The organism is Archangium sp. (assembly GCF_057119385.1).
Map to the genome: position 1 here is coordinate 1 of NZ_DBNGVP010000059.1, position 26,435 is coordinate 26,435.

At 69.6% G+C, this 26,435-nt stretch carries 23 protein-coding genes; 13 read left to right on the forward strand and 10 right to left on the reverse strand.

The features are described from left to right. The 3 genes from AC16DP_RS12775 to AC16DP_RS12785 form a co-directional block, all read left to right on the forward strand. The coding region (locus AC16DP_RS12775) for a DUF2380 domain-containing protein (RefSeq protein WP_483956714.1) at positions 1–739 on the forward strand (739 nt) is incomplete at its 5' end. Further along, the gene (locus tag AC16DP_RS12780; RefSeq protein ID WP_329735096.1) at positions 736–1,206 is read left to right on the forward strand and encodes an NUDIX hydrolase; all 471 of its coding nucleotides are present in this window, start codon (positions 736–738) and stop codon (positions 1,204–1,206) included. The genes AC16DP_RS12775 and AC16DP_RS12780, both read left to right, overlap by 4 nt. Before the next feature lie 22 nt (positions 1,207–1,228). Next, positions 1,229–1,699 carry an NUDIX hydrolase gene (locus AC16DP_RS12785; RefSeq protein ID WP_329735097.1) on the forward strand — a complete coding sequence of 157 codons (471 nt, stop codon included), beginning with the start codon at positions 1,229–1,231 and terminating at the stop codon, positions 1,697–1,699. A gap of 104 nt (positions 1,700–1,803) precedes the next feature. Here AC16DP_RS12785 and AC16DP_RS12790 read toward each other — a convergent pair whose 3' ends face one another. The 3 genes from AC16DP_RS12790 to AC16DP_RS12800 all read right to left on the reverse strand — a co-directional run bounded on the left by AC16DP_RS12790 (position 1,804) and on the right by AC16DP_RS12800 (position 5,400). Further along, positions 1,804–3,372, reverse strand: a complete 1,569-nt coding sequence (locus AC16DP_RS12790) for a S8 family peptidase (RefSeq protein ID WP_329735098.1) — start codon at positions 3,370–3,372, stop codon at positions 1,804–1,806. A 427-nt stretch (positions 3,373–3,799) separates the two neighbouring features. Further along, positions 3,800–4,435, reverse strand: a complete 636-nt coding sequence (locus tag AC16DP_RS12795) for a hypothetical protein (protein ID WP_329735099.1) — start codon at positions 4,433–4,435, stop codon at positions 3,800–3,802. Further along, entirely contained in the window at positions 4,435–5,400 is a 966-nt protein-coding gene (locus AC16DP_RS12800) for a fatty acid desaturase family protein (RefSeq protein ID WP_329735100.1), read from the reverse strand. The genes AC16DP_RS12795 and AC16DP_RS12800 overlap by 1 nt, the downstream gene beginning before the upstream one ends. Positions 5,401–5,498: 98 nt before the next feature. On the opposite strand from AC16DP_RS12800, the gene AC16DP_RS12805 reads away from it, so the two are divergent. From AC16DP_RS12805 to AC16DP_RS12845, 9 genes are all read left to right on the forward strand, one after another. After that, positions 5,499–8,351, forward strand: coding sequence for an FG-GAP-like repeat-containing protein (locus AC16DP_RS12805; protein WP_329735101.1), 2,853 nt, complete (start codon positions 5,499–5,501; stop codon positions 8,349–8,351). Between the two features lie 8 nt (positions 8,352–8,359). Beyond that, entirely contained in the window at positions 8,360–9,127 is a 768-nt protein-coding gene (locus tag AC16DP_RS12810) for a hypothetical protein (RefSeq protein WP_329735102.1), read from the forward strand. A gap of 110 nt (positions 9,128–9,237) precedes the next feature. Beyond that, a complete protein-coding gene (locus AC16DP_RS12815) occupies positions 9,238–11,001 on the forward strand; it encodes a GH3 auxin-responsive promoter family protein (RefSeq protein ID WP_329735103.1) in 1,764 nt (587 codons plus the stop codon). Continuing rightward, complete coding sequence (locus AC16DP_RS12820) at positions 10,998–12,185, forward strand: aromatic ring-hydroxylating dioxygenase subunit alpha (protein ID WP_329735104.1); 1,188 nt, start codon at positions 10,998–11,000, stop codon at positions 12,183–12,185. Before AC16DP_RS12815 ends, AC16DP_RS12820 begins: the two co-directional genes overlap by 4 nt. Positions 12,186–12,208: 23 nt before the next feature. Further along, complete coding sequence (locus AC16DP_RS12825) at positions 12,209–12,586, forward strand: TFIIB-type zinc ribbon-containing protein (protein WP_329735105.1); 378 nt, start codon at positions 12,209–12,211, stop codon at positions 12,584–12,586. An 8-nt stretch (positions 12,587–12,594) separates the two neighbouring features. Next, positions 12,595–13,908 (forward strand): MFS transporter, encoded by a 1,314-nt coding sequence (locus AC16DP_RS12830; RefSeq protein WP_329735106.1) that lies wholly within the window; start codon positions 12,595–12,597, stop codon positions 13,906–13,908. A gap of 83 nt (positions 13,909–13,991) precedes the next feature. Next, positions 13,992–14,630: a hypothetical protein gene (locus AC16DP_RS12835; RefSeq protein WP_329735107.1), complete on the forward strand. Its 639-nt coding sequence runs from the start codon at positions 13,992–13,994 to the stop codon at positions 14,628–14,630. Positions 14,631–14,734: 104 nt separating this feature from the next. Continuing rightward, positions 14,735–16,369, forward strand: a complete 1,635-nt coding sequence (locus AC16DP_RS12840) for an ATP-binding protein (RefSeq protein WP_329735108.1) — start codon at positions 14,735–14,737, stop codon at positions 16,367–16,369. A gap of 66 nt (positions 16,370–16,435) precedes the next feature. Next, positions 16,436–18,373, forward strand: coding sequence for an ATP-binding protein (locus AC16DP_RS12845; RefSeq protein WP_329735109.1), 1,938 nt, complete (start codon positions 16,436–16,438; stop codon positions 18,371–18,373). 115 nt (positions 18,374–18,488) lie between these two features. On the opposite strand, the gene AC16DP_RS12850 is transcribed toward AC16DP_RS12845, so the two are convergent. Further along, a complete protein-coding gene (locus tag AC16DP_RS12850; RefSeq protein ID WP_329735110.1) occupies positions 18,489–19,670 on the reverse strand; it encodes a tetratricopeptide repeat protein in 1,182 nt (393 codons plus the stop codon). Between the two features lie 115 nt (positions 19,671–19,785). Here AC16DP_RS12850 and AC16DP_RS12855 point away from each other — a divergent pair, with 115 nt between their 5' ends. Then, positions 19,786–20,595, forward strand: a complete 810-nt coding sequence (locus AC16DP_RS12855) for a GNAT family N-acetyltransferase (RefSeq protein ID WP_329735111.1) — start codon at positions 19,786–19,788, stop codon at positions 20,593–20,595. A 12-nt stretch (positions 20,596–20,607) separates the two neighbouring features. Here AC16DP_RS12855 and AC16DP_RS12860 read toward each other — a convergent pair whose 3' ends face one another. The 6 genes from AC16DP_RS12860 to AC16DP_RS12885 form a co-directional block, all read right to left on the reverse strand. Continuing rightward, positions 20,608–21,714, reverse strand: coding sequence for a hypothetical protein (locus AC16DP_RS12860; RefSeq protein WP_329735112.1), 1,107 nt, complete (start codon positions 21,712–21,714; stop codon positions 20,608–20,610). Positions 21,715–21,865: 151 nt separating this feature from the next. Next, positions 21,866–22,420, reverse strand: coding sequence for a hypothetical protein (locus tag AC16DP_RS12865; protein WP_329735113.1), 555 nt, complete (start codon positions 22,418–22,420; stop codon positions 21,866–21,868). Further along, on the reverse strand, positions 22,417–22,929 hold the full coding sequence (locus AC16DP_RS12870) for a hypothetical protein (RefSeq protein ID WP_329735114.1): 513 nt from the start codon (positions 22,927–22,929) through the stop codon (positions 22,417–22,419). Before AC16DP_RS12870 ends, AC16DP_RS12865 begins: the two co-directional genes overlap by 4 nt. Before the next feature lie 132 nt (positions 22,930–23,061). Beyond that, positions 23,062–23,793 carry a hypothetical protein gene (locus tag AC16DP_RS12875; RefSeq protein WP_329735115.1) on the reverse strand — a complete coding sequence of 244 codons (732 nt, stop codon included), beginning with the start codon at positions 23,791–23,793 and terminating at the stop codon, positions 23,062–23,064. 217 nt (positions 23,794–24,010) lie between these two features. Next, on the reverse strand, positions 24,011–25,129 hold the full coding sequence (locus tag AC16DP_RS12880; RefSeq protein ID WP_329735116.1) for a DUF429 domain-containing protein: 1,119 nt from the start codon (positions 25,127–25,129) through the stop codon (positions 24,011–24,013). A gap of 49 nt (positions 25,130–25,178) precedes the next feature. Further along, the coding region (locus AC16DP_RS12885) for a serine/threonine-protein kinase (RefSeq protein WP_483956715.1) at positions 25,179–26,435 on the reverse strand (1,257 nt) is incomplete at its 5' end.

Consider the following 26,435-nt stretch of genomic DNA (forward strand, 5'->3'; position numbering starts at 1 on the left):
GCGCGAGCTCGCCGAGCTCCTCGAGACCATGAACAAGGGGGTGAAGGTCCTCGAGGCGGCGCTGCTGTTGAAGGAGTCCATGGAGGCGCTCACCCTCGTGTCGGCGCTGAAGTTCACCCTGCCCGCGTTGCGCGCGGCGGCGCCCGTCTCGCTCGGCGTGGGCCTCATGGTGGGCCCCAACGGCGTGATGATGGGCACGCGGATGGTGGTGTCCGCCGAGTGGGTGGAGATGATGCGCCAGTTGGTGCGCGCGGGCGTCCTCTCCCTGCCCGCCGTCAGCGCCGCCGTGCGGCTCCAGGCCGGCCACGTGATGATGGCGCAGGGGCACGGCGACCTCCCTCGGGGCGTGCGCGACGCGCTGGGCGACAGCCCCGAGGTGCGGGGCATGCGCGTGACGGGCAAGACAGGCGCCGGTATGGCCGAGTCCCCGCGTCACCACGTCATGCCCAAGGAGTTCCGCGAGTGGTTCGAGAAACGCGGCTTCACCGGCGAGATGGATATCAACAAGTTCTGCGTCAAGCTGGAGCAGGCACACCATCAGGCCATTCACGGCGGAGGAAACTGGAAGCTCGGTCGTACATGGCCGGGTGAATGGAATCGGATGATCATGGAGGCGCTGTACGAGGCGGAGGCCGAAGCTGGCCAGATGTTGACGCGGAATGAGGTCCTGAACGTCGTCGCGGGGTATATGAAGGAGTACAGCATCCCGATGAAGTTCATCCCGTGGAGAGGCCGATGAGCGACGGACGTGCCTGGCAGGGCAACGTGAAGGCGCGCCTGTATGAGCGGGTCCGCGAGCGTGGCTACGATTCGCTCACGGCCTTCGCCGAGGCGCGCCCCACCGCTTCGCTGGTAGCACTGGCGGATGAGCTGGGTCCTGATGACGTCGCGGCAGTGCAGGTGTTCAGCGGATTGGTCGCCGAGGCAGAGCGAAGCCGCAAAGTCACGCGCTTGGTGCGCGGGCAACTCGTGCGAGAACTGTCTCAGCACCTCCCGAATGGCTGGCCGGCCGTGCTCGACGACAAGACTCGCTTCGATGTCGCCCACGCACTTGCCCGTTGGACGACCTACACGCCAGAAACGCATAAGGAGCGTGTCAAGCAAGCCAGGGCAGCGCTCCGCGCATCACCACCACGGCCTGGCTGGCGCCCCCTTGGGCCCGACGACGAGCTACTGCGCACGCTCCTGCCTGACGAGGAAGTCTGAACTTCACTCTTTGAAGAAGGCAATGACCGACGGACGTTCCTGGGATGGCAACTGGAAGGCGCGCCTGTATGAGCGGGTCCGCGAGCGTGGCTACGATTCGCTCACTGCCTTCGCCGAGGCGCGCCCCACCGCCTCACTCTTGGAACTGGCGGATGAGCTGGGGCCTGATGATGTCGCGGCAGTGCAGGTGTTCAGCGGATTGGTCGCCGAAGCAGAGCGAAGCCGCAAACTCACGCGCCTGGTGCGCGGTCAGCTCGTGCGCGAGCTGGCCGAAGCACTCCCCAATGGCTGGCCGGACGTGCTGGACGATGCGACCCGCTTCAAGGTTGCCGTGGCACTCGCCCGTTGGGGGACCTTCACCCCAGAAACCCATGACCAGCACGTCGAGCGGGCCAAGGCAGCTCTTCGCGCATCACCACCACCACCCGGTTGGCGCCCGCGCGGGCCCGACGACGAGCTGCTCCTCACGCTCCTGCCCGACGAAGAAGCCTGAGCTTCACCGGGCTTGCCTCCGCCGCCCGCGCGCTCCACCCCGGAAACGACAACGGAGCCCCGGTGCTCCGGGACTCCGTTCTCACTTCACCGTCTGCCCGGTACCTACTTCGTGAGCAGCTGGGGAATGGCCTCGCGCAGGTTGGGCATGGTGCCGATCTGCTTCGCGTCCGTGGCCTGCGGCGTACCCGTGGCGCGCAGCAGCTCACGCAGCGCGCGCGGCTCCAGCGGACCCTTGCCGGCGGCGTTCGCGATGCCCTGCAGGTTGGCCACCGCGCCCACCACGATCGGCGCCGCGCTGGACGTCCCGCTGAAGGTGCCCGTGTACCACCGGTCCTCGCCCGCGCTCGACAGGTCGCCGTAACCCAGCGTCACGACCTTCTCGCCCCAGGCGTACACATCCACGCGGCTGCCATGGTTCGTCCAGCACATGGGCGCATGCGTGTCCGCCGTGCCCGCGGCCACGAAGATGGCTCCCGAGTCCCGCATCGAGCGATCGAACGCCCCCCGGTACACCGGCGAGTCCAGGTCCACGCTGCCGTTGCCCGCCGCCTCCACCACGTGCACGCCGCTGGCCGTGGCCTGGGCGATGGCGTCGAAGTTGGCCCGCCAGTACTCCAGCGGCACCTCGTCGCACTGACTCGTGTTGCACGTGCAGTCCCGCGTGCTGCGAGGCCCCCGCGCCTGCAGCTGCAGCAGCACCACGCCGCCCTTGCCCGCCACCAGCGCCGCGCGCGTGATGGCACTCGCGATGCTCTGGCCCGCCACGCCCTCGTGGCCCACCTGCGCCCCATACGAGACGCCCGTGACGCCGTAGCCGTTGGCCTGGCCCGCCATCACCCCCATCACCGCCGTGCCGTGGTTGCGCCACCCCAGGTCGTTGAACTGCACGCCTCCCGTGTAGAAGAAGCGCGGCAGGTCCTCGTGCGTCCCGTTCCACGCCCCCTCCACGTCGACGATCCGCACGCCCGTGCCCGTGCCCCCCGGCACCGCCCAGGCGTAACGCGCGTCGATTCCTCCCGGAGCCGCCTCCAGGTAGCCCTGCAACCCCTCGTAGCCCGCCGTGGGGGTGCTCGACTGGCCGGACACCTCCAGGCCGAACCACGCCGGCTCCGTCGCCGCCTCGGCGTAGGCGATCTCCACGCTGTCCAGCGCGTTGAGCCGCATCACCCACTCGTTCACGTCCGCCGCCAGCGTCCCCGGCTTCAGCGGCACCTCGAAGTACAGGTCCAGGTCCGCCTGCTCCTTGCCGCTGCGCTCCTCGGCCAGGCGCTTGCGCTCGGCCAGCGTGAGCTCGTCCTGGCGGAAGAGGCGTCCCGGCGGGCCCATGCGGGGCACGTCCGCGAACACCCGCAGCGCCGCCAGCAGATCCTGCCGCAGCTTCTGCTCGGACAGGCCGCGGCGCGCCATGCGCCCACGCTCGGCCGGGTTGCGCTCGGTGGAGAGCACCTGCAGCCCACCACCACGCACACGCACCCGGGTGCCCTCGTGGAACTTCACCACCAGCCGCTGCACCGGCGTCTCCGGCTCCAACTCGGGACTGGTGGGCTTCACGGTGGGCAACCGCGGATCCAACACCCGGATGCTGGTGGCCTGCGCGGCCGGCGCCGCCATCAGGCACAAGCCCATCATCCACGTGCGGGTGACGCGATTCTTGAGAAACGAGACCTTCATCGTCCGTCCTTCCAGGGGGGTGAACGGGGAGTTACGGCCATGACGGTGCGCTACGGGTGGGGATGCCCGCAGCCTCCCCATACCGTCACGTGGGTAGCCTGCCATGCCCGTTTGGCGCACATCTGCGGGCTACCGGGTTCCTAGAATTTTGCGTTGAGTGCAGTATTAGCAGATATTTTCTGGAACGGGAACAGGGCGGTGAAGTCGCGGTTTTCTTTTTTGGTGAGAAAGGCCGTTCTTCACTCCCCCAGAAGGAGGGCTTCCAGGTCCGGCTCCGCGGGAGCGTCCGTCACGCCGGGTTGGGAGTCGTCCGGATCAAACCCGTAGATGGAGGAGCCGGGGGGGACGGGGCCGTCGTCGAGGCACAGCGGTCTCGAAGAGGAAGACGCTCCCGGTGGAGGACCGCGCCGGGGCGATGGAGAGCTGCCTATGCCGCGAATCCGAGCGCCACGGCGAGCAGTCCACCGAGTCCCGCGTACAGCGGAATGTTGCAGGCCAGGGTGATGCGGTTGATGCGGCGGAAGCGGGCCTGCTCCTCGTCGGCGAACCAGATGCCGTCTTCACCCGTGGTGTGTCCCCCGACGGCCTGGAAGAAGAGCGTGGCGTACATGACCTCGACGATGAGGCTCATCAGCACGAGGGCGATCAACGACAGGGCCCACACGTCCAGGGGCGAGGGCGGGCCGTCGCGGCGCAGCTGGTACCAGGAGAGGCCGCCGAGCAGCAGGGCGATGCACAGCACGTCATGGCCGATGCCGTACGGTGGCTTCCAGTTGTGGGAGACGTAGAGCATGTAGAGCTCTGCCACGCCGCGCAGCCACATGCAGGCGCCGAAGCTGCCGAGCACCAGGCGCAGGTCCGGGTGCACGGAGGAGTCGAGCGCCACGAGGGGGCACAGGAGGAACCAGAGGAAGATGGCGTAGAAGAGCCAGGCGAGCTTGGGCGGGGAGATGCGGCCGCCGCGAGCCGCCTGGACGTTCTGCCTGCGCCAGAACAGGAAGCCGAGCGCGGCGGACAGGCCCAGCAGGGCGAGGATGAGGACGCGGGTGAGGGGGGCGAGCATCAGGGACGGCGCGGGCGGGGGTAGAGGTCAGGGTAGCGCAGGAGGTACCAGTCGCGAAGCCGGGGCAGGTGGTGCAGGGACACCTGGGGATGCAGGTGGTGCACCACGTGGCAGCCCACGTGGAGGGGCGCGGTGAGCAGCCGGCCCATCCAGCCGAGCCCATGATCCGAAGTGCAGGCGAGCACGTCACGCAGGGTGCGTCCGTGGACCGTGCTGGGAGTGTGCTCGGCGAGCAGCCGCCACGCGCACAGGGCCGAGGTCAGCAGGAAGGGCAGCCCGTAGCCGAGCCCCACCGCCGAGGGCCAGCGCGGGGCGGCGGCGAGCACCGCGAGGTGGAAGAGGACCTGGGCGGACTCGGCGCGGGCGCAGGCGAGCACCTCGGCGTCGTGGGTGAGCGGCTCGCCGGAACGGTCCTGGAGGAAGAGCCGCGCGTACGGGGAGCGCAGCGGAGGGAGGAGCCAGGCGAGCAGCCCGAAGGGACCGCGCAGCACCCAGAAGGGGAGGATGGGGCAGACGCGCAGCCACACGGCGAACTGGCGCCAGGGGCTCGAGGGCGGGCGCCGGTAGGGGTCCGAGGGCAGGCCCGCGTCGCGGTGGTGGCGCAGGTGGTGGTAGCGCATGGCCTCCATCGTGGTGGCGACGGGGAGGCCGGCGAGCAGCTCCAGCAGCCGGAGCGCGAGGCCCTTGTGGCGCCAGGGCAGGTGGATGGCGTCATGCAGGACGACGCCGAGCGCATGCAGCCGGCCGGCGATGAGCAGCGCGAACAGGGGCGACAGGGCGGGCACCCACGCCATGGCCAGCCAGCACAGGGAGATCCACGCCCACTGGGTGGCGGCGAGCCGCAGGAGAGCGGGGACGGTGGCGCGGCCGAGCAACCCGGGGGGGACGGGAGCGCGAAGTGGGAGGAGCCCGGAGTTTGCAGGAAGGGGCGCGCACGAGGAGGGATGCATGGGAATCGACATCATGGTGGGCAGGCTCCAGGGGGGACATGCAAGCCCCCCGCCCGTCCTGGACAGAGGGACGGGGGCGGGGCACGCTCGGTGCGCGCTCGGAGGCGCGTCCCATGAGAGCTGAGCAGGCAGTGGCACATCCGGCGCCGGTGGGTACCGGCGTGCACACGGCCCCGCGCGTCGAGCGCTGGGGCTGGGTGTGGCCCCGGTGGAACGACCCGCGCATCCCCTTCGCGGCCATCCTCACGTTGTACGGCGTGCTGGGCTTCTCCTTCTTCGGCTTCAACCGCAACCCGTGGCAGATGCTGGCCATCGTCGCCACCGGCAGCGCGCTGGACGCGGGCCTGGGCTGGCTGCTGCGCCGCGAGAAGGTGGTGCCGCTGAGTGGCTACATCTCATGCTGCTCGCTGGCGCTGCTGCTCAACTACTCGCACTCGAGCTGGCTGCTGCTGCTGCCGGTGTGGCTGACCATCGGCTCCAAGTACGTGCTCACGTACGAGGGCCGCCACGTCTTCAACCCGTCCATGTTCGGCGTGGCCACCTCGCTGCTCTTCACCCGCGAGCTCATCACCGCGGCGCCGGCCTACCAGTGGGCCAATGGCGAGGTGGCGCTCTCGGCCTTCATCCTCATGGCCGCGCTGGTGCTCTTCTTCTTCCGCGTGGGCCGCACGTGGCTGGTGCTCAGCTTCCTCTTCTTCTACGCGCTGCAGACGGCCCTGCGCGCGTACATCCTGCGCCACCACCTGCCGCCCGAGGTGCTCTTCCTCGGCACGCTGGGCGCGCCGGCCTTCTTCATCTTCACCTTCTACATGATCACCGACCCGGGCACGTCGCCGAAGACGCCCCGGGCCCAGGTGCTCCTGGCGCTCGCCCTCACGCTGGTGGACCTGGTGCTCCACCTCAAGGAGAGCGTCTTCACCTTCTTCTACGCGGCCCTCACGTGTGCCACGGCGCGCTTCCTCTTCCTGCACGGGCGTGCCCTGTGGCAGCGCGGGCCTCGCACGTACTTCGCGGGGGTGTTCTCTCCGGGGCCGATGAAGCGCCTGGCGGCGGTGGGGGGACTCGGCGCGGCGATGGCCGCGGGCTACTTCCTCGTGGTGGCGCCCTCGGTGAAGTCGCGACCACTGCCCTTCCACATGGAGCGGCTGGAGGCCTCGCATACGGGGCTCGGCTCGACGATGGGGGACGTGCTGTTGAAGGTGGACCCGCGCGTGCTGCACGTGGCCAAGTGGGTGCTGAGCGTGGGCGACGCCGTGGCCACCGGGGACTTCGACGGTGATGGGAAGCTGGATCTCTTCCTCACGAATCCGCTCAAGTCGGACGGGGACCGCGCCGCGCTGTACCGCAACCTGGGGGAGATGCGCTTCGAGCGCGTGAAGGTGCCGGCGCTGGAGCACATCGCCGCGAGCTACACCACCGAGGGCGCGGCCGCCGGTGGCACCTTCGTGGACTACGACGGGGATGGGGACCAGGACCTGGCGGTGGCGGTGGCCTTCGGGCCCTCGAAGCTGCTGCGCAACCTGCTGCGCGAGACGGGCACCGCGGCTTTCGAGGACGTCACGACGCGCGCCGGAGTGGGGGACCACTCGGTGAGCATGGCCGTCACGCTGCTCGACTTCGACCGGGACGGGCACCTGGACCTCTTCGTGGCCAACGCGCTCACCACGCACCTGCCGGACTACGCCACGCCCACCCCGTTCAACTTCTTCAAGCTGCCCCCGCCCGAGTACCCCGGGGACCGGCGCATGCTGCGCTTCTTCCACAACGGCTGGCACAACGCCGACAACGGCGGCCTCAACGTGCTCTACCGCGCCCGGGGCGATGGCACCTTCGAGAAGCTCGACTCCGTGGCGCTGGGGCTGAAGGAGACGCGCTGGTCGCTCGCCGTGAGCACGGTGGACCTGAACCAGGACGGCTGGACGGACCTGTACATCGCCAACGACTTCGGCCCGGATGAGCTCTACCTCAACGAGCAGGGCAAACACTTCCGCCGGGTGGTGGGGAAGCTGTTCGGGGAGATCGGCAAGGACACGTACAAGGGGATGAACTCGACCGTGGCGGACTTCGACCGCAACGGGTGGCTGGATGTGTACGTGTCCAACGTGCACCACTCGCTCCAGGCCGAGGGCAGCCTGCTGTGGATGCTGTCTCCGGGGAAGGACCCGTTCGTCCCCGAGTTCAAGGACGAGGCGACGTTCCGCGGTGCGCTCAACGAGCGGCGCTTCGGCTGGGGCGCGGCGGCGGGGGACCTCGACAACGACGGGTGGCCCGACATCGTGCAGGCCAACGGGCACCTCGATGACCGGTTGGATCACCTCTACGACTCGGGGCGCAAGGACTACTGGTACGTCAATCACAAGCTGATGCAGTCCGGCCCCGAGGTGCACACGTACGCGGACAAGTGGGGCGACATCCGCGGGCGCACCATCTACCCGAACGAGCCGCGCCGCGCGTACATGAACCTCGGCGACGAGCAGCCTGGCCACTTCGTGGACGTGGCGAAGGAGCTGGGCCTGGATGACCCGGACAACTCGCGTGGCGTGCTGCTCGCGGACCTGGATGATGACGGAGACCTGGATGCCGTCATCACGAACCAGCACGGGCCCGCGTCCGTCTACCGCAACACCCTGCGCGAGGGCGCGGGCAAGGACGCGGCGCACTTCGTGGGCGTGTCGCTCGTGGGGGATGGGCGGCGCACGGCCCGGAGCGCGGTGGGGTCGCGCGTCGTCGTGTCCTACGAGGAGGGCGGAAAGCGCGTGGAGCAGGTGCAGGAGGTGGGGCTGATGGGAGGCCTGAGTGCCTCGGCGGATCCGCGCCTGCACTTCGGACTGGGGCGGCATGCGGGCCCCGTGACGGCCTCGATTCACTGGTACGGCGGCGAGGTGCAGACCGTGCAGCTCGAGGCCGACCGCTACCACGTCCTCTCGCAGCCCGCCGTGACCGCGGGCCTGCGCGGCAGCCGATAGGGAGTCCGATGTTCTCCGCCTTGAAGGGTGCCACCGTTTCGCGCGAGTCGCTCACCGAGCACCAGCGCGCGCAGATGCTCGCGTTGATGCAGGTGTGCTACGCGGGCGTCAGCGCCGAGCGCTTCCTACGGGACCTGGCCGACAAGCAGTATGTGATCCTCCTGTCCGCGAGACGCTCGGGCGAGCTGGTGGGCTTCAGCACGCTGCGGGTTTCGGAGGAGCAGGTGGGGGGACAGGCGGTGGAGGTCGTCTTCTCGGGCGACACCGTCATCCACCCGGACTATTGGGGACAGAAGGAGCTGCAGGTGCGCTTCGGGCGCTTCATGCTCGCGCGCAAGCTGCGCCGCCCGCTGCGGCCGTTGCTGTGGCTGCTGTTGAGCGCGGGCTACAAGACGTACCTGCTGGCGGTGAATCACTTCCCGCGCACGGTGCCACGGCACGACTGGGAATCGCCGCCGGAGCGGGTGTCATTCCTGCGCGCGCTGTCCATGCGCTGGTTCGGCGAGCAGTACGACGGGAAGAAGGGGACGGTGCGCTTCGCGGGCGCGCACTACCGGGTGAGGGATGGGGTGTCGCCGATCGACCGGGAGGCCGCGGCGCATCCGCACATCGCCTTCTTCGCGAAGAACAACCCGGCGCACGTGGAGGGAGAGGAGCTGGTGTGCCTGGCGGAGATCCGGGCGAGGGATCTGCTGTGGGCGCTGACGGAGCTGACGATGAAGCAACTGCGGCTGTGGACGCGCCGGGGCCTGAAGCTGATCGGAGTGAGAGCATGAGCACCACCGCGAGCACCCTCACCGTGAGCACGAATCCCCACTGTCGCAATATCCCCTCGCCCTCCGGGAGAGGGACGGGGTGAGGGTATCGAGGGCCCCAGGTTGAACCCATGCTGACATCACGCCGTCTACTGTCGGGGCTCATGGCGGCCCAGGCACCAGCCGCGTTCCTGTTCCACCGAGCGCTCGAGAGTCCGGAGCAGGCGCAGTCCGAGAACCTCGAGCGGATCCTCCGGGCCACGAGGGACACCGTTCAATCTACGCGCCTCCCCGGTTTCTCCAACATCCGCACGGCACGCGAGTTCCAGGATGCGGTGCCCATCTCCACGCCTGACTCGGTGCTCCCGGACATCGAGGCGCTCAAGGCAGGTTCACCGCGCGTCCTCACCCGGGAGCCCGTGATTCGCTTCGAGCCCTCGGGAGGCTCCTCGGGAGCGTCCAAGTACGTGCCCATGACGCGAGGGCTGCTCGACGAGTTCCACCGGGCGCTCGCGCCAATGCTGTTCGACCTGCTGCACTCGCGCCCCGCGGTCCGCGAGGGCCCGAGCTATTGGTCCATCTCGCCCATCGGGCGCAAGCAGGGGAGGACCGCCGGAGGGATTCCGGTGGGGAGCGTGGAGGACTCGGCGTACTTCCCGCGCTTCCTGCAACCGGTGCTCTCGCGCGTGTTCGCCGTGCCCGGCGCGGTGGCCCGGCTGCCGGATGTCGAGTCGTGCCGGTATGTGACGCTGTGGTTCCTCGTGGCGTGTGAGGAGCTGGCGCTCCTGAGCGTGTGGAATCCGAGCTTCCTCACGCTGCTCATGGATGCACTGGAGCGGCACGGGGAGCGGCTGGCGGAGGACTTGGAGCGCGGGGTGTGCAGGCCTCCTCGGGGACTCGGTGGGGGGCACGGTGGGGAGGACGGGGGCGGATACCCTCACCCCGACCCTCTCCCGGAGGGCGAGGGAGGAGTGGGCAGGGTGAGGGGAGGGGGCGCGGAGGAGGTGGATGGGGTGCTGGCTGGGATGCGGTTCTCTCCCCGTCCCGAGCGTGCCCGCTTGCTTCGCGAGGCCCTCCGCTCCGGGCTCCAGGGACGCATGCTCTGGCCCCGGCTCGCGCTGCTCAGCATGTGGACCGATGCCCAGGCCGCGCACTCCGTCGCTCCCGCGCGCCGCCGCTTCCACGGTGTCGAAATCCAGGGCAAGGGCCTGCTCGCCACCGAGGGCGTCGTCACGCTGCCCCTCTTCGATGCGCCCGCCCCCGTGCTCGCCGTCCGCAGCCACTTCTTCGAGTTCCTCGACCCCGAGCACCCCGAGGCCCGCCCCCGGCTCGCGCACGAGCTCGAAGCCGGCCGCACCTACTCCGTCCTCCTCTCCACCTCCGGCGGCCTGCTGCGCTACCGCATCGGAGACCTCGTCCGCGTCGAGGGCTTCCACCACGCCACGCCCTGTCTGCGCTTCCTGGGCCGCGCCGATGCCGTGAGTGACCTCGTCGGAGAGAAGCTCGCCGCCACGCGCGTCTCCACCGTGCTCGAGGCCCTGCTCCCCGCGGTGCTCGGCGGTCCGCGGCCCCCGTTCGCCATGGTGGCCCCCGAGTGGGAGCCCCACGCGCCACCGGCCTACCGGCTCTTCCTCGAGACCGACGTGCCCGACGCGCGCCTGCACGAGGCCGCCCAGGCGCTCGAGCGCGCCCTGTGCGAGGGCTACCACTACCGCTATGCCCGCGAGCTCGGCCAGCTCGGCCCCGTGAGCGCCCTGCGCGTCACCGAGGGTACCCGCCGCTACGAGGCCCGCTGCATCGCGCTCGGCCAGCGCGCCGGTGACATCAAACCCACGGATCTCCATCGCCAGGCCGGCTGGACCGCCTGGTTCTCCCAGCAAGGAAAGCAGTCATGAGGAATCCACTCGAAGCCCCGAACCTCGCGCTCGTCACGACGCCCGCCGTGGACCTCGAGGCCGAGGCCGACCTCACCCGCTGCGGCGCCCTCAAGGACTTCTGGTACGTCGCCTGTCTCTCCACCGAGCTGCCCCAGGGCAAGCCGCTGGCGCGCACCGTCCTCGGGACGAACCTCGTGCTCTTCCGCGACGAGCACGGCCGGCCCGCGGCCCTGCGCGACCGCTGCCTGCACCGCAACGCGCGCCTGTCCGCGGGAGACGTCTTCCACGGCCGCATCGGCTGCCCGTACCACGGGTGGACCTATGACGCCTCGGGCGCGGTGGTGGAGGTGCCCTCGCTCGGCCCGAGTCAGTGTGGCGAGGCGCTCGATGCCCAGGGCCACGCGCGCGCGGGCCTCCAGGTGCGCCCGTGCGACCTCGGCAGGCTGCAGCGCTTCGACACGCTGGAGCAGGACGGGCTCGTCTACGTCTTCATGGGCGGAGACGCGAAGCGCGCCCGCCGCCCGGCCTTCCGCGTGCCGTATTGGGGCCGGCCCGAGTGGACCGTGTACTTCATGGTCACGCGCTTCCCCAACGGGGTGACGAACCTGGTGGAGAACTTCATGGACGTGCCGCACACCGTCTTCGTGCACCGGGGGTGGTTCCGCGACCCGGCGCGCAAGCGGGTGCCGGCCCGGGTGAAGCGCTCGGAGGGCAGCGTGCTCGTCACCTACCAGCAGGAGCAGGACACGGTGACGGGGCTGGGCCGCATCTTCAACCCGAGTGGCCTGCCCATGGTCCACACGGACCATTACTTCATCCCCAACATCACCCGCGTGGATTACATGTGGGGCGAGCGCAGCGGCTTCGCCATCAACTCGCAGGTGACGCCGATTGGCCCCACGGACAGCCTCGTCTACACGGCCATCAGCTACCGGCTGCCGTATGACCTGCCGCGCGCGCTGGTGGCGCGGGCCCTCATGCCGCTGGTGCGCTGGTACACCACGCAAGTCATCCGCCAGGACGTGGACATCATGAAGGTGCAGCGCGAGGGCCTGACGAACGGTCCCGGAGGCGGCGTCTTCGCCGGCACCGAGGCGGACCTGCTCCACGCGGACATCGAGGCCTATCGCCGCTGGCTGCTCGAGGGCGGACACGGCGAGGGCCCCGCGGACGAGGAGCGCGGCATCGTCTTCTGGATCTGAGACTTGATACCGTAGGTGGGACCATGAACTGCCCACGTTGTGACAAGGTGATGACCCCGGTGCAGCCCGAGGGGGTCGAGGCGCAGCAGTGCCCCCAGTGCGAAGGGCACTGGCTCGAGGGCGAGGACCTGCGGCGGTTGGAGTCCACCGTGAACGTGCGGTTCCTCGAGTGGCGCCAGCTGCCGGCCGACGAGGTCCAGACGCGCGAGGTGGCCTGTCCCCGGTGCCGTCCCCGGGGAATCATGAAGAAGGTGCGCAGCGAGCGCGACCGTCACGTGCTGCTCGACGTGTGCGAGCGGTGCCACGGTGTGTGGCTCGACGGCGGGGAGCTGCGGGCCATCCAGGAGATGGGCTTCGTGACCGCGCTCGCCGACGTGTTCCGCTTCGTCACGCGGGAGTGAGGGCCGCGGTGTCCGAGACCTCCTCCATCCTCACGTCCGCGTCCGCCGCGGATCCGAGCGTGCGCCAGCGCCTCCTCTCCATCTTCGGCGGCTCGGTGGGCAACCTCATCGAGTGGTACGACTTCTACATCTACTCGGCGTTCTCGCTGTACTTCGCCCGCTCGTTCTTCCCCCACGACAACCCCGTGGTGGAGCAGCTCAACACCGCGGGAGTCTTCGCGCTCGGCTTCCTCATCCGTCCCGTGGGCGGCTGGCTCATGGGCCTCTACGCGGACCTGCGCGGGCGCCGCGCCGCCCTGTCGCTCTCCGTCACGCTCATGTGCCTGGGCTCCTTCATCATCGCCCTGTGCCCCACCTATGAGCGCATCGGCGTCCTCGCCCCCGTCATCCTCATCCTCGCCCGCCTGCTCCAGGGGCTCTCGCTCGGCGGCGAGTACGGCACCAGCGCCACCTACCTCAGCGAGGTCGCCACCTCCCGCCACCGCGGCTTCTACAGCTCCTTCCAGTACGTCACCCTCATCATGGGCCAGCTGCTCGCCACCGTGACGCTGCTGGTGCTGCAGCGGCTGGTGCTCACCGGTCCTCAACTCGAGGCCTGGGGCTGGCGCATTCCGTTCCTCTGTGGCGCCGCGCTCGCCGTCTTCGGCTTCTTCATGCGCCGCAACATGGTGGAGACGGAGGCCTTCCAGGCCGAGGCCGCCAGGAAGACGGAGCACCACCCCATGCGCGAGCTGCTGCGCCACCCCCGGGAGATCGCCCTCGTCGTCGGGCTCACCCTGGGCGGCACGCTCGCCTTCTACACGTACACCGTCTACATGCAGAAGTTCCTGGTCAACTCGGTGGGCCTCACCCGAGACCAGTCCACGCTCATCTCCGTCTCCTCCCTCTTCCTCTACATGCTGGTGCAGCCGGTGTTCGGCCTCCTCTCCGACAAGATCGGCCGCAGGCCCGTGCTCATGTGGTTCGGCGTCATGGGGACGTTGTGCACCGTGCCCCTGCTGACGGCCCTCACGCGCACGCGCGATGCCTTCACCGCCTTCCTGCTGGTGCTGGCCGCGCTCCTCATCGTCTCCGGCTACACCTCCATCAACGCCGTGGTGAAGGCCGAGCTCTTCCCCGCTCGCGTCCGCGCCCTGGGCGTGGGGCTCCCCTACGCGCTCACCGTCTCCATCTTCGGCGGTACCGCCGAGTACGTGGGCACCTGGCTCAAGCTGGCCGGCCATGAGACGTGGTTCTTCTGGTACGTGTCGGGCTGCATCTTCTGCTCGCTGCTCGTGTACGCCTTCATGCGCGACACCCGGCGGCACCACCGCTTCGACTGACGCCGCTCCGGAAAAAAAGGGGGCGGTTCCCAGAAAAAATCCCCTGCCCGGTCTCCTCTTCAAACACCGAGGGGATGGGCACCATGAAGCGCGCGATGCTGAGCTGGGGAGTGTTGTTGCTGTGTCTGTCGGCCTGTGACCTGGGCTCGGTCCAGGGGGCCACCGGTCCTCAGGGGCCAGCGGGAGAGCGCGGGCCCATGGGGCCGCGGGGCGCCCAGGGCGAGCAGGGGCCCATGGGTCCTCGGGGGGAGCCCGGTGCTCCGGGAGCAGAGGGACCCCGGGGCGAGCAGGGCCCGGCGGGTCCGGCGGGTCCCGCGGGCCCGGGGTTCCGCATGTACTACGCCGAGCAGAGCGCGGTGGCCGCGAAGGCCGACTCCATCATGTTCGTCGACGTGCCGGAGGTGGTGACGTCGTTCGACACGACGGTGCCCTCGCGCGTGCGAATGCTCCTCACCGCGCGGGTCTCCGCGTCGCGTCCCGGTGGCGGCGTCGTCCTCTGTTACCTCTTCACGGGCTACGACGGGCCCGTCCTCCTCGAGGGCGTCCAGGTGATGGCGCCCGCGGATGGCTCGGAGTCCCTGCCCACCTACGTGTCGGTGATGCGCCGCTCCGACTTCGTCACCGGCCGCCAGGAGCTGCGGCTGCAGGTGGCCGTGGATGGGGACTTCCCGGATGCCACCTGCCGGGTCGAGGCCGCCAATCTCGAGGCCGTCGTCCGCTGAGACCCTCCACTGTGTTGAAGGACACACTCGCCAGGTGTCCTGCTGTTCACAGTTTGGATTCGGACCACTGCCGCACCCCGGGAGGTGATGCAGATCAAGACCGCATGCTTCCTCCCGGTCTCTTGTACGAAGAGAAGCGCCTTCAGGCTCTTCGTCGGTACGACATCCTCGATACGCTCCCCGAGTCCGAATACGACGACATCGTCCAGCTGGCGGCCCAGCTGTGCGGTGTGCCCATCGCGCTCATCAGCCTGGTGGACCGGGACCGGCAGTGGTTCAAGGCCAACGTGGGCCTGCCGGGCGTGCGCGAGACGGAGCGCTGCGTGTCCTTCTGCACCTTCGCCATCGAGCGCGAGCACGTGTTCGTCGTCGAGGACGCCTCGAAGGATCCGCGCTTCGCCGCCAATCCGCTGGTGACCCATGCCCCCTCCATCCGCTTCTACGCGGGTGCCCCCATCCTGTCCGAGGATGGTTTCACCCTGGGCACCCTGTGCGTCATCGATCGCCAGTCCCGCGTGCTCGACGAGCAGCAGCGCCGCAACCTGCTCGCGCTCAAGCGGCAGGTGGAGCTGCTGCTGAAGCTGCGCCTCCAGGTGAAGCAGACCGAGGCGCGCAACCGCCAGCTGCTCGAGTCCTCCGGGGATGCCGTCTTCCTGCTCGACGAGGCGGGGCGGGTCATCGAGCTCAACCCGGTGGCCGAGCGGCTGCTGGGGCGCTCGGCTCCCCAGTTGTTCAACACCCCCTTCGAGTCGCTCGTGCCGGAGAGCGAGCGCGACGTGCTGCGCCAGTCGCTCCACGCCCTGCTCTCGCGCGGCACCCTGCGCCTGGAGAACCAGGGGCTGTGCGCTCCGCGCGGTGAGCGCTTCGCGCTGGACGTCGTGGCCTCGCTCCAGGAGGTCGGCTCCGCGCGGCGCCTGCTGCTCGTGGGGCATGATCTCACCGAGAAGCGGCGGCTGGAGCAGCAGAGCATCCAGAACGAGCGGCTCGCCTCGGTGGGGGCGCTGGCGGCGGGCCTCGCCCATGAAATCAACAACCCCATGGCCTACGTGCTCTCCAACCTCGGCTATCTGCAGGGCTGGCGCGAGGACCTGGAGCGGCAGCTGCCGGGCATGCCCGGCGTCCCGGCCCCGCTGGCGGAGCTCTTCGCCGAGGCGAAGGAGGTCATCGCCGAGTCGCTCGATGGCTGCAAGCGCATCCGGGACATCGTGCGCGACATGAGCTTCTTCTCGCACGCGCCGGACAACGCGCTGGCGCCGGTGAACGTGAATGGGAGCCTGGACTTCGTGCTGCGCATGGCCCACACCGAGCTCAAGCGCACGGCGGCGCTGGTGAAGGACTACGACGGCGAGCTGCCGCCCGTGTTCGCCTGCGAGAGCCGGCTCAGCCAGGTGTTCCTCAACCTGGTCATCAATGCCATCCAGGCCATGCAGCCCGGCTCGCCGCAGCGCCACACCCTGCGCATCCGCACCGCGCGTGAAGGGAGCTTCGTGCGCGTGGACGTGTCGGACTCCGGCCACGGGATTCCTCCCGAGGTGCTGCCGCGCATCTTCGATCCGTTCTTCACCACCAAGCCGGCGGGTTTGGGCACCGGGCTGGGGCTGTCCATCAGCCACTCGCTCGTGCAGAAGATGGGCGGGGAGCTGCGGGTGCGCAGCGAGCAGGGGGCCGGTACGACCTTCACCCTCTTGCTGCCCCTGGGCGAGCCCGCCGCCGAGCGCCGGGCCGTGCTCGCCTCCTGAGCGGGGGGGGAGGCTTCTTCTTCCGGAGCGGGTTGCGGCATAGTCGCGGCCATCGACCCGGAGAGGATGATGTCGAGCGAGGACACCCGGGGGGACGGAGACAGCGTGGGTCTGGCGCGGCGCGGGTGGGCGGCTCGGTTCACCGTGCTCTGGACGCGGCTGGTGAATCGGCTGGATGTGTTCATCCCGGCGCCCCTCCGCCACGGTTCTCCCCTGGAGCTGAGCCGGGCCCGGATGGTGGTCGCGCTCTGCCTGAGCCAGTTCGGGGGCGCCGTGGTGTTCACCGGGCTGTTGCAGTTCACCCCGTCCGCGTGGAGCCTGGGCGTGCCGAGCGCGCTGTCCGGTGGCTTCTTCCTGGGGTTGCTGGCGCTGCTGCGGTGGCGCGCCTCGCCCCACCTGCCGGCGCTGTTGCTGTGCGTCTTCCTGTGGGCCGCCATCCTCTTCAACTCGCTCGCCCTGGAGCTGCCGGCCATGACCACGCATGCCGCGAGCGTGCTGGTCCCGGTGATGGCGGCCTACCTGCTGGGGTGGAAGCTCGGGCTGGCCGTGTCCGTGCTCTGCGCCCTGACGCCGCTCGTCTTCTATCCGCTGGGCATGTCGCGGCCGGGCTTGAGTGCCATGGAGTGGTCCATGGGCATCTTCACGGCCCTCTTCATCGCGTTCGGCTGGGCGGTGACGTCCCTGTTCCTCACCTTCCGGACGGAGGCGCACGAGACGCTCGAGCAGGCCCGCAGGACGCTGCACGAGAACGAGGGCGAGCTGTCCAGCCTCATCGAGAGCACCGATGACGTCGTGTGCTCCCTGGACGTGGAGGGGCGGCTGCTCACCGCCAACCACTCCGCCAGGCAGTACTTCCAGCGCATCTTCGGCCGGGACATTCCCCCCGGCACGTTCGTCTTCCGCGAGCTGCCCCCCGAGCGGCAGGTGCGCTGGAGGGGGCGGCTGGAGCGCGCCCGGGAAGGCCATCGGCTGAAGGAGGAGGTGCGCCTGCCGGCGCTGGGGGAGACGGGTCGGATGATCGACCTGGAGCTGACCGTCAGCCCCGTGTGGGGCGAGCACGGCGAGGTGCTGAAGCTCACCGTCTTCGGGCGGGACGTGACGGAGCGCAAGGCGGCCGAGGCGCGGCTGAGCGAGCTGCACCGGGGGCTGGTGGATGCCTCGCGCCAGGCGGGCATGGCCGAGGTGGCCACGGGCGTGCTGCACAACGTGGGCAACACGCTCAACAGCGTGAATGTGTCGGCCGGCATCGTGTCCGAGCGGATCCGGAGCCTGCGCGTGTCCAGCCTGGAGAAGGCCGTGCAGCTGCTGCGCGAGAACGAGGCGCGGTTGAGCGCGTTCCTCACCGAGGATCCGCGGGGCAAGCAGCTGCCGGGCTACCTCGAGGCGCTCACCACCCAGCTCACCCAGGACAAGGAGGCCGTGCTCGCGGAGTTGCAGGCGCTGTGTGACGGGGTGGAGCACATCCGGGTGGTGGTGGGCATGCAGCAGCAGTACGCGCGCTTCTCCGGCTTGGTGGAGGAGGTGTCCCTGCCCGAGCTCATCGACGGCGCGGTGCGCCTGCAGGCGGCCTCCTTCGGGAAGGCGGGCATCGAGGTGCGGCGCGAGTACGCCGCCGTGCCGCCCGTCTGGGTGGATCGGCACAAGCTGCTGCAAATCCTGCTCAACCTGCTGAGCAACGCGCGCCACGCGGTGAAGGAGGGTGGCCGCCCGGATGGTTGTCTCACCCTCCGCGTGGTGCCGGCCGAGGCCGGGCGGCTGAGCATCATCGTCTCCGACAACGGGGCGGGCATTGCCCCGGAGCACGTCCCGCTCCTCTTCACCCACGGCTTCACCACGAAGAAGGACGGGCACGGGTTTGGCCTGCACACCAGCGCGCTGGCCGCCGAGGAGCTGGGTGGCTCGCTCTCCTGTGAGAGTGCCGGCCGCGGCCAGGGGGCCACGTTCACCCTCGAGCTGCCCGTGCGCAAGCAAGAGGCCCGCGAGGAGAGCACGGCCGCGCGGTGAGGTCCGCCCGGGGGGAACCCGGGGCGCGTGGCACCCTCACCCCGTCCCTCTCCCGGAGGGCGAGGGGAGTGGGGCTCGGTGGGACTCGTTCCTCCGGGGGATTCTGCTTCTGGGGTTATTGCTGGCTCGGCTTCGTCGAGGACATGGGCTTGAGCTCGCCCTTCAGGATGGAGACGACCATCTTCCGCGTGTCGTCGTAGGACGGCTCGCCGTTGAAGAAGCCATAGGTGTCGTGCGCGCCGTCCGGGGTGTAGCCATCCAGGTGGAAGAGGCGCGGGCCCGTCGGGTCCTTCTCGCGCGCGAAGACGTTGGTGTACGCGTACGAGCCCAGCGAGAGGACGAACGTGGGCCGCTCCTGGTCCGGCGCGAACACCTGGAACTCGTAGCGCTTGGCCCAGTCGCCCTCCAGCTCGAAGTTCTCCACCGCCATCACCGTGCGGCCCGCTTCCTGGAACTGCTCGCGGACGTAGTACTCCTTGTCCACCTTGCCCGCCTGCCGCAGCAGCAGCAGCTCCTCGCGCTCCGCCTCCCGCTTCTCCGTGTTGCCCAGTGCCTGGTGCAGCTGCACCAGCTTGGCCCGCGTCCGCCAGTCCCCCGGCTCCAGCTCCGCCGCCTTCTGGAAGCGCTCCAGCGCCGCGGCCGATTCACCCCGCAGATGCCGCAGCTGCCCGGCGTTGTAGTGCGCCATGGCGAACTCCGGCTCGTACTCGCGCGCCTTCTCGTAGGCCTCCAGCGCCTCGTCCGCCTTGCCCTCGTCCATGGCCAGCAGCCCCAGGACGAAGAGCGCCTGCGCGTTCCTCGGCTCCAGCGACAGCGTCTTCTCGAGCGCCCCGCGCGCCTCCACCGGCTGGTCGAGCTGCAGGTGGAGCGTGCCCAACAGCTGCCAGTAGCTGCCCTGCTTCGGCTCCAGCTCCGCGGCCCGCGTGGCGTGGACGAGCGCCTCTCCGGCCTTGTCCTGGCCGCCGAGCAGGAAGGCCTGGATGTAGTGGGACTCGGCCTGGTCCGGCTCGAGCGCCAGCGCCCGCTCGGCCTCCGCGTACGCCTTCTCCTCCCACTGCAGATAGAAGGCCGTGCGCGCCAGCAGCCCGTGGAGCCGCGCATCCTCGGGCCGCTCCTTCAGCCGCGCTTCCAGCTCGCGTGAGAGCTCCTCCAGGTCCGTGAGCGCGGCCTCGCGGTCCGGTCCTCGCAGGAGGGCCTGGGCCCGCTCCAGACGCGCCTCGGTGCCGTCGCTCCCGGCGGGTGTGGAATGGACCCGGCCCGCCGTACACCCGGCACCCGCGAGGAGCAGGGCGAGCACGCATCCCAGGAGTTGATGTCTTGGCATCCCCGAAGCATGAGATGGCGGACGCATGTCTCGCAAGCGTGCTCGACCCTCCCGGGGGCTTGCGAGCAGACTCGCGGCCGGAGACTCCATGCCAGCTCATCCAGTGCAGGACCCTCGCGTGCTCGCACGGCGCATCGAGAACGCCCAGGCGGAGCAGATCGACCGGACGCCCATCACCTCGCGGCAGGGAGCCCCCGCGCTGCGCGTCGCCGGTGGGCGCGCCCTGTTCCTCGGGCCGCGCTCGTCCTTCTCCGCCGCCATCGGCGTGGGGCTGGAGGGCATGGTGAGTCTGGCGGACCTGGATCGCATCGAGGACCTGCTGGGGCAGGGCGGGGGCGCCGTCCGCATCGAGCTGAATCCCTTCTCCGAGCCCTCGCTGTCCGGGAAGCTGGGCGCGCGGGGCTACCGCGTGGAGCGCTTCCTCCAGGTCTGGTACCGGCAGCCCACGCCCGTGCCGCCGCCCGTGCCGGGGGTCGAGGTGCGGCCCGTGCGTCCGGGCGAGGAGCGGCACTGGGCCGAGCTCTTCTTCCTCGCCTACCTGGGGCGGCCCGCCGCGTCCGAGCTGGAGCTGTCCGGTGGGTTGGGCATCGTCCACACGCAGGGCAACACCTGCTTCCTGGCGCTCCAGAATGGCGAGCCCCGGGGCGTGGGCGTGGTGTCCGTGACGGACGGCGTGGCGCTGCTGTCCGCCGATGGGGTGGTGCCGCTGTCCCGGGGGAAGGGGTTGCAGCTCGCGCTCATCCAGGCGCGCATGGCCTGGGCCGCCGAGCACGGCGCCGATGTGGTGACCGCCTCCACCGAGCCGGCCACCGCCTCGCAGCGCAACTACGAGAAGTCGGGCTTCCGCTGCGCCTACCCGAAGCTCGTCATGGTGCGGCCGCCCTTCTCGTCGTACTGAGCGCGCCGTGCTTCAGGCCAGCGCCATCTCGAAGCCGGTGCGTCCCGATGGGAAGTGCTCGCGCGCCATGCTGGCCGGCGTCACCGCGTACAGGTGGAAGTCCAGCTTGCGCTGGAAGAAGCCCGCCAGCGCCGGAGCGAGCGGATCCTCCTCGCCCAGGTAGAGCGAGAAGAAGTGGTAGCCCCGGCCGTGGTGATCCGCGTACACCCGCTCCACCAGCGCGCGCAGGATGGCCGGGTCCTCTCCCACCACGCTCGTGTTGCACAGGTAGAAGTAGCGGAAGTCGTTGCCCGGCGCGGGCAGCCTCGGCGCGCGCAGCACCGTGGCCATCGCGTCGTAGCCCCACTTCACCCACCGCATCGAGCCCCGGTACGCCATGACGCGGTAGCGCTTCACCGCCTCCGGGTCCCACGCCGATGTGCACCCCACCAGCTTCCCGCTCCCGTCGAAGGCCACGTAGCTGCCCTCCACGCTCATCCCCGGCCAGCGCTCCAGCCGGTGCCTCAGCTCCCCCAGGTCGTACCGGTAGCCGAAGGGACGCGTGCGGTGGTCCGCGTCCAGCAGTGCCTCCATCGCCGGCACGTCCTCGGCCGTGGCGCGGCGTACCTGGTAGCGGCCCGGTGTGGGTTCCCGGCGGCGGGTGAAGTGCACCGAGACCGCCGAGAAGCGCCGCAGGAGCGAGTAGTGCGGTTGGGCCTCGCGGTGCCTCTTGCGCTTCACGAGGGCTTGCAGCGCCGCCGCGTTGCTCGCCATCACCGCCGTGAGGAATGCCTCCACGCCCAGCCGCTTCGCCGTCTCCTCCAGCACCGGACCGTAGAAGCGCGCCAGGCCCCGGCTCCGCCTCGCCGAGAAGCGCGTGCGCAGGTCTCCCAGGTAGCCCACCCGGCACGGTCTGCCTTCCAGCCAGCCGTCCCTCACGAGGATGGCCCCCATTCCGTCCAGGCCGTCCTCGACTTCGTTCACCCAGAGCTCCGCGTCTCCCCGCTGCATGTCGTAGAGACGGAAGAAGTCCGGCGCACGCTGCGTGGCCAGCACCAGCTCGCCCTGCATCGGCACCGCGCCGAACAGCTCCAACAGTTGGGGATTGTCTTCTCGCTTCGCTCGGCGCAGGAGGCTCATGCGGGCTCCGAGCCTATTCGAGCAGTGGCCCGCGTGGGGACACGGGGTCACCGTGGGCCTCGGTCGTCCGGGGAGCGGCCAGGGGCGCCTCACCGGGGCAACTCGGGAACCGGATACCCTCACCCCCGCCCTCTCCCGGAGGGAGAGGGAGTCAGGGCTTCAGCAGACCATCCCGGATGGCCGTGTTGCGTGCGTCGTGCACGACTCCCTGGATGCGGCCCGAGTCCGGGAAGAGTTTCTCCGCCAGCTCGCTCAGCTCCAGCGCCTTCTTCAAAGACTCCGTCGTCCGCTCGTGGACCCAGGCTCGCATCAGTCCCGCCCACGCGTCCTCCAGCGTCTCCAGCGCCTTCGCCGCGCCTTCCTCGTACAGCGGCGTGGCCTTCTCGGATGCGTTCCGCAGGGTGTCCAGGAAGTAGCCCAGCTCCACCACGGCGGCTGCCTCCCGCCCCGAGACCTCGACGGCCTGCTCCAGCAACCGCTGGACCTCCACGAACGCTTCCTCCGGCTCCACTCCGGGCTCGTCCGTCAGCTGCAGCAGCCGGCCCAGCTCCAGCAGCGCCGGAGTGAAGGTGGGGTTGTGTGCCACGAGCTCGCGGTAACGCCTCACCTGCTCCAGCCGGAGCGACTCCGTCCCCCGGCCCTTCCGGGCCTCGCGCAGCTTCTCGAGCAGTTCCCCGACCGTGGGATGCAAGGGCGTCTTCGTCATTGCACCTTCTCCATCAACCGCTCCTGCTGCTCGATGAGCTTCTCGGCCAGCTTCAACTGCGCCTGCGTCGCCAGGCTGAAGTCCTTGTTCTCCAGCATCTGCTTGATCTGGAAGAGCGAGTGCTCCCGCAGCTGCGAGGGGAAGTCCTTCACCCGCTGCAGCGTCGCGGGCACCTGCCCCAGCCGCGTGGTGAGCAGCGTGATGCGCTCCGCCATCCGCGTCGCCGTCTGCTGCGTGATGAGGCCCGCCGCCGTCGACTCGGCGATCAGCGCCTGCGCCTCCGCGAACTGCCCCTGCGCGATGAGCGCCCAGATGCGCGCCGAGACCGTCCCTCCCTTGCTCCGCGTCTCCTCCCCGGACGTCTCCGCCCCGCACGCTCCCTCGTCGCCCCGGGCACACTCCACCCGCAGCCCGCTCCCGGGCTCCTCCCTCCGCACGGCCTCCCCATGCCCACACCCGGCGGTGCTCAGCATCGCCCACAGGGCGAGCAGGGCCTTCCGTGTACGCACAGACCACCCCCATTGAGGTCAAATACGATTATTCATGATTTGACCACAAACGGATGTCGGGTGTCAAGTTGTAACCCGACACGTCGGCTGACGTCACGGGTGATTCCGTCTCACCCGCCCTCCGCCGTCACCTCAGAAGGCGTAGCCGATGGAGAAGGAGAGCACCGGCAGGTGCACGTACTTCTCGAAGGTCCTGTCCAGCTCGCCCTCCGCCAGACGCGAGAAGATGCTGACCAGCAGCGGCTGGCTCGGCTGGAACTGGGGCTCCACCCGGCTGTTGGAGTCCAGCGTGAAGGCCGCTCCCAGCGCCGTGCGCGCCGTCCACCCCGCGCCCAGCCCCCAGCGCCAGCCCACCTCCACGTCCAGCATGTGCAACACCGAGCGCACCCGGTACTCGCGGTTCAGCGCCTCCTCGCCCTCGGGCGGTTCGATGCCGATGAGCGATGCCAGCACGTCCTCGGCATTCACCTCGCCGCCGAGCGCCACCAGCCCGTAGCCGCCCTCCACGTACAGGCCCGCTCCCGCGAAGGGTCTCCAGCCCACGTGCGTCCTCCACACCAGCGAGTTCTTCAGCGCGTTCTCGATGAGGTCCGCCTCGTTGCGGCTGTAGGCGTCCAGTCCCACCGCCACGTCGTTCACCCGCCCCACGTATCCCGCTGGCAGGTAGCCCAGTGAGGTCGACAGCCGCAGACGCCACGGTGACTCCACTCCCAGCCTCCCGCCCACCGACAGCGGGAAGTCCGTGTTCGCCTCCACCGTGAGGTCCCAGCCATGCCGGCCTGGCGCATCCTCGGCCCGCGCCTGGGCTCCGGTGAGCAGCCCCGTTGACAGCAGCAGTGTGCTGATGGTGTTTCGTGCCTTCATGGCTCCCCCCTCGCTCCGCTCGGGGGACGGTGGGCATGTGGCCCGGGCTTCGCCATGCGACCGGAGGACACGCTGGCTGGTCTGGTGGCACAGCGGACGGGCGGGCTCACGGGTGGGGCAGGGGTTCAACCCGGGGCGCGTTCGACCTTACCCGTTTTTTGATTCGGCCTTCGAGGTCTCTCCGACACCACCAGGCGAGGCAGCGGAGCATGACGGGTCAAAAGCCAGGGTCTTGCCCGATGATGGTTGCGTCCGCACGGTCGTCAGGCTGGTCCGAGAGGAACGCGAATAACTCCTCGAAGGAGGCGGCCGTGCTCGGGTCCTGGTGGCTCCGCCAGATTGCCGACGTGTCTCCAATGAGCACGCAATAACTCGACCCCTCGACATCGAGGGACACACGTCTCCTCGCGTGCTTCCCTCCTTCCGGGAGTCTCGTGAATGCAATCTGGGCCTGTGTGGGGCCGGCACGTGCCACTTGATCGAGCACAGGCTGTGTGACTCGAACAGTGGGTCCGGTCGCGGCTCGGAGCGTCTCGCCGGTGGGCGGGGTCCGCCGGGGTCCGCTGTCATCACGAGTCAAGAGGAAGCCGGCCGGCTGAACATTCCAGATGAACCCTTCAAGACGTCGAGGCTTCCCGCCCCAGGCCTGTTCCGTCCTCGCGGGTACGCCCCGCGGAAGCGCCGTTGCGGGCCCGCCTGCGACGGGGACGGCGGTCAACGCCGCCACGAGCGCTTGGAGGTCGTCGTGCGTCCGCGGCGGAATGCTATCCGGGAGCATGAATCGGTCGCGCAGTCCGTCGAAGAATGGCTGGAGCCGCGGCTTTCTGGCCTTGCCGGGGAGCGGAGTCAGCCCACTGGAGCGCCACGCCGAGGTCGGATAGCACTCGAGAACCCAGTATCCCCCGGCAGGCGGAGGTTGGAGCTTTCCAGGTTCGGCGAGCGCGACGCCCGGGAACGCCAGGAGCTCATCGAACAGCTCGATGCAGAACTCGATCCAGGGGCGCTGGTTCGCCGGGAACGTCTGGGGATGGACGCCTGTCTTGCCCTGCGTGCGGCAGAGGTATTCGCACCGGCGGCCTACGCCGGGGGTACCCGGCGGTGTAGCAGGATCCCTCCACCCCTGCGGTCCGTCGATGGCGACTGCCGCGATGTGCTCCGCGCGCGCGAACCGATCAATCTCCACGGCGAGGGCACGAGCGCTCAACGGCTGGCGTGGCCACGGGATCGCGGGAGCGCGCACTCGAGTGAACGAGGAAGCGTCGAACTCGATGATCGCGCTTCCGACCGCTTCCCAGCCAACGAGGGCTGTATCGATTCCGAGAACCCTGGTGGTCATCGCCGGGCAATCACATCGAGTTCAAGGCGGCTCCGAGGAGCCATGTCTTTCACGGCCAGCGCCAGACGGCGGTCAATGGCAACTCCCGCGCCAGCACTAAGGCACCAGGTTTGGAGCCTTCCTCTAAGGGGACACGCCCGTCCTCTCCGCCCAGTACGATGCACACAGGGTGTTTCTGCCCGTCGGGCAGCACGGCCAGTGTGTAGCGGCCCAGGACGGCCGGGACTTTCTTCTTCTCCCTGAACTCGTAGATGCCGGGTCCCGTCCACAGGTGGCCATGGAGAATCGTCCCCGCGGGCAGGCCTCCAGCGCCCTCCACGAGGCGTCCGATGACGGGCCCCTCCTGGTAGGTGCCCACCTCGCTTTGGTCGCCGGGCTGGTTGATGTCCACGATGGCCCGAAGACCGTAGCCCGTTTGAACCATCCACTCCCGGAACATCTTCTTCGTCACTTCGTCGGGGCAGTCCTCGGGCTCCGGGGGTTTCACCTGGGCGGCCGGACAGCCCAGGCCAGCGACGGCACACAGCCAGGCGGCGAGGAGACTCGAGGGGATGGAGCGGGTGGACACGGCGGGGCTTCCTTTCTCAGGGCCAACCCCAGGCGGCAGCGCCTCGGGTGGTGGCGTGAGTGTGGAGTGCACCAGCCACAAGGCAAGGCCGAGCACGGTCAGGCCCGCGAGTACGACCAGGGGCCACTTCGCACGCCGCGGGCCGGCAGGTGCCGGAGGGGTCACCTGCTCCGGCTCCTCCTGGCTCTCTTCCTCGGATGGCGATGCCTCCTTTGGAGCCTCGCGCACCGACTCCGGAGGGGGGGCCGGCTGTACCGCCACCTCTTGGGGGAGAGATTTTTGCGGACTGTCCTCAACGGCGAAGAGGGGCACCTTCCAGGCGGGGGACTTCCTCACCTTCTCCACGGCCGCCTCCAGCGCCTGGAGCACTGCCTCGGTATCCGGGTACCGGTCCTCGGGCCTCTTCTCCAGCAGCTTCAGGGAGATGTCGCCGAGAGCGCGCGGTGCCAGGGGGTTGAGGAGGTGGGGGGCGGTGGGAGGGACGCTGGCGATGGCGGCCAACAACTCCTTGTCTGGCAGCTCGGGGTTGAAGGGGTGGAGGTCCGTCAGGCCCTGGTAGAGCAGCACCCCCAGTGCGTACAAGTCCGCGGGCACGCCCCCCTGGAAGGGCACGCCCCGCTTCCACGCCTCGGTGCGCGTGTAGGCCAGGAGCTCGGGCGGCACCAGGTGCAGGACGCCTTCGGGCAGGCCCAGCGTCTGGGTGAGGGCTCCCGGCAGGCGCGCGGTGCCGAAGTCGAT